Below are 2725 nucleotides of genomic sequence, written 5' to 3'. Positions count from 1 at the left end.
GCCACGGGGGGCACGTCGGCTTCTGCGGAGAGGATCGGGGCGGCGGCGTCGGCAGCAAAGGGGGCGGTCATTCGGCGTCGGTCTCTTTGTCGGTGTCGGCGGGGGCGTCCGAGGACGTGTCATCAAGGTCGCGCACCACTTGGGGCGAGCGCAGCAGCGCGTCCATGCGGGAGCCCTCGTCGAACGAGGTGTCCTCGCGGAAGCGCAGCTCAGGCACGGATTTCAGCTCCATGCGGCGGCCGACCTCCAGGCGCAGGTAGCGGGCATTGGCCGCCAGCGCCTTGATCACCGGGGTGATGTCCTTGCCGCCGAGGGGCATGACGTAGCAGGTGGCGATCTTGAGGTCCGGCGACATGCGCACCTCGGGCACCGTGATGATGTGCGCGGTGAGCACCGGATCGGTGATGGCGCCGCGCTGGAGCACGTCGGCGAGGGCGTGGCGGACGAGTTCGCCCACGCGCAGCATGCGCTGGGAGGGGCCGCCCCCCGTGCGTGTATCAGGTCTCATGGGTCTAGAATGCCTTTGCGGGTGCCGGGCCGGGGCCGGGGCACCTTCTCCTTCAAAAGGGAGCGGACGGGTTTGGACCGTGCCGCTCCGGTTGGTTCTTTACGCCCCCGACGCCTGTTGCTCCCTTGCCCGCTTGAGGAAGAGGGGAGGGAACTGCAGCGGCGGCGCCGGCAGCGTCGTCAAACGCCGTGCCGGCGGGAGCGCCTTTCCCCCTCCCAACCCTCCCCCGCACGCGGGAGAGGGCTCAACCCTGTGACGGGAGAGGGGTTTGGCGACCTGTCGCCCGCCTCACAGCGAGCGCTGGATCACCTCGACGCGATAGCACTCGATCACGTCGCCCGCGCGCATGTCCTGGTAGTTCTCGAAGGACATGCCGCAATCCTGGCCCGCATGCACCACGTTGACCGCATCCTTGAAGCGGTTGAGCGTGGCAAGCTTGCCTTCGTGGATCACCACGTTGTCGCGGATGAGGCGGACATGCTGGCCGCGTTCCACGTTGCCGTCGGTGACCTGGCAGCCGGCCACCTTGCCCACCTTGGAGACCGCGAAGATCTCCTTGATGAGGGCGTTGCCCAGCATGGTCTCGCGGTTGATGGGCGCGAGCAGGCCGCTCATGGCCTTCTTCACGTCATCCACCAGGTCGTAGATGATGTTGTAGTAGCGGATCTCGATGCCCGCCCGCTCGGCCGCGTCGCGGGCTTCCTTGTTGGCGCGCACGTTGAAGGCGATGATCGCGGCGCCGGAGGTTTCCGCCAGCGTCACGTCGCTTTCGTTGATGCCGCCCGCTCCCGAATGGATGATGCGGGCCTGCACCTCGTCGTTGCCGACCTTTTCCAGCGCGCCGATGATGGCTTCCACCGAGCCGGACACGTCGCCCTTGATGATGAGGGGGAATTCCTTCCGCCCCGTGGCCTTCACCTGGCTCATCATCTGCTCGAGCGAGCCGCGCACGGTGGCGGACCGGGCCGCCGCCTTCTCGCGCTTCTGGCGCTGGCGGTAGTCGGTGATCTCGCGGGCGCGGGCTTCGTTCTCCACCACGGCGAGGCGGTCGCCCGCCTCCGGGGTGCCGTTGAAGCCCAGCACTTCCACCGGCAGGGACGGGCCGGCGGTGTCCACGGTGGCACCGGTGTCGGAGATGAGGGCGCGCACGCGGCCCCATTCGGCGCCGGCCACCACGATGTCGCCGACCTTCAGCGTGCCGCGCTGAACCAGCACGGTGGCCACCGGGCCGCGACCGCGGTCGAGCTTGGCTTCCACCACGGTACCTTCGGCCGCACGGTCCGGATTGGCGCGCAGGTCGAGCAGTTCCGACTGGAGGGCGATGGCCTCGAGCAGCTTGTCGAGGTTGAGGTGCTCCTTGGCGGAGACCTCCACTTCGAGCGTATCGCCGCCCATGGTTTCCACCTGCACTTCATACTGAAGCAGCTCGGAGCGCACGCGCTCGGGCTTAGCGCCGGGCTTGTCGATCTTGTTGATGGCCACGATCAGCGGCACCTTGGCGGCGCGCGCATGATGGATGGCCTCCACGGTCTGGGGCATCACGCCGTCGTCGGCCGCCACCACCAGCACCACGATGTCCGTCACCTTGGCGCCGCGGGCGCGCATGGCGGTGAAGGCGGCGTGGCCGGGGGTGTCGATGAAGGTGATCTTGCTGCCCGAGGGCGAGGTCACCTGGTAGGCGCCGATGTGCTGGGTGATGCCGCCGGCCTCGCCGGAGACCACGTTGGCCTTGCGGATGGCATCCAGCAGCGAGGTCTTGCCGTGGTCGACGTGGCCCATGATGGTCACGACGGCGGGACGCGGCACCAGGCTCTCCGGGGCGTCGGGCGTGTCGAACAGGCCCTCTTCCACGTCGGATTCCGAGACGCGGCGCACGGTGTGGCCAAGATCCTCGGCGATCAGCTGGGCGGTGTCCGCGTCGACCACGTCGGTGATCTTCAGCATCTGGCCCTGCTTCATGAGCATCCGGATCACGTCCACGGCCCGCTCCGACATGCGGTTGGCGAGTTCCTGGATGGTGATGGTCTCGGGCAGGATCACTTCGCGAAGGATCTTTTCCTTGCTCTCCTGCACCCGGTGGCCGGTCATGCGCTGGGTGCGGCGGCGGAAGGAGGCGAGCGAACGCTGGCGCTCTTCCTCGCCCGAGAGGGCGGTGACGAGGGTCAGGCGGCCGCGCTGCTTCTCCTGGCCGGCGGGGGCGCGGGGCACCTTCACCGG

At 68.4% G+C, this 2725-nt stretch carries 2 protein-coding genes; both read right to left on the bottom strand.

Features of this window, described 5'->3' with window-relative positions:
* Positions 1-67 precede the first annotated feature (67 nt).
* Entirely contained in the window at positions 68-508 is a 441-nt protein-coding gene (gene rbfA, locus K9U41_RS22460; RefSeq protein WP_282643060.1) for a 30S ribosome-binding factor RbfA, read from the bottom strand.
* Positions 509-796: 288 nt separating this feature from the next.
* The coding region (gene infB, locus K9U41_RS22455) for a translation initiation factor IF-2 (protein WP_282643059.1) at positions 797-2725 on the bottom strand (1929 nt) is incomplete at its 5' end.

The sequence above is a fragment of the Xanthobacter autotrophicus genome (assembly GCF_029991245.1).
Classification (GTDB): Bacteria; Pseudomonadota; Alphaproteobacteria; order Rhizobiales; family Xanthobacteraceae; genus Xanthobacter; species Xanthobacter autotrophicus_C.
Note: the sequence above shows the minus strand (reverse complement) of the source record. Positions and strands in the feature narration are given on the sequence as shown.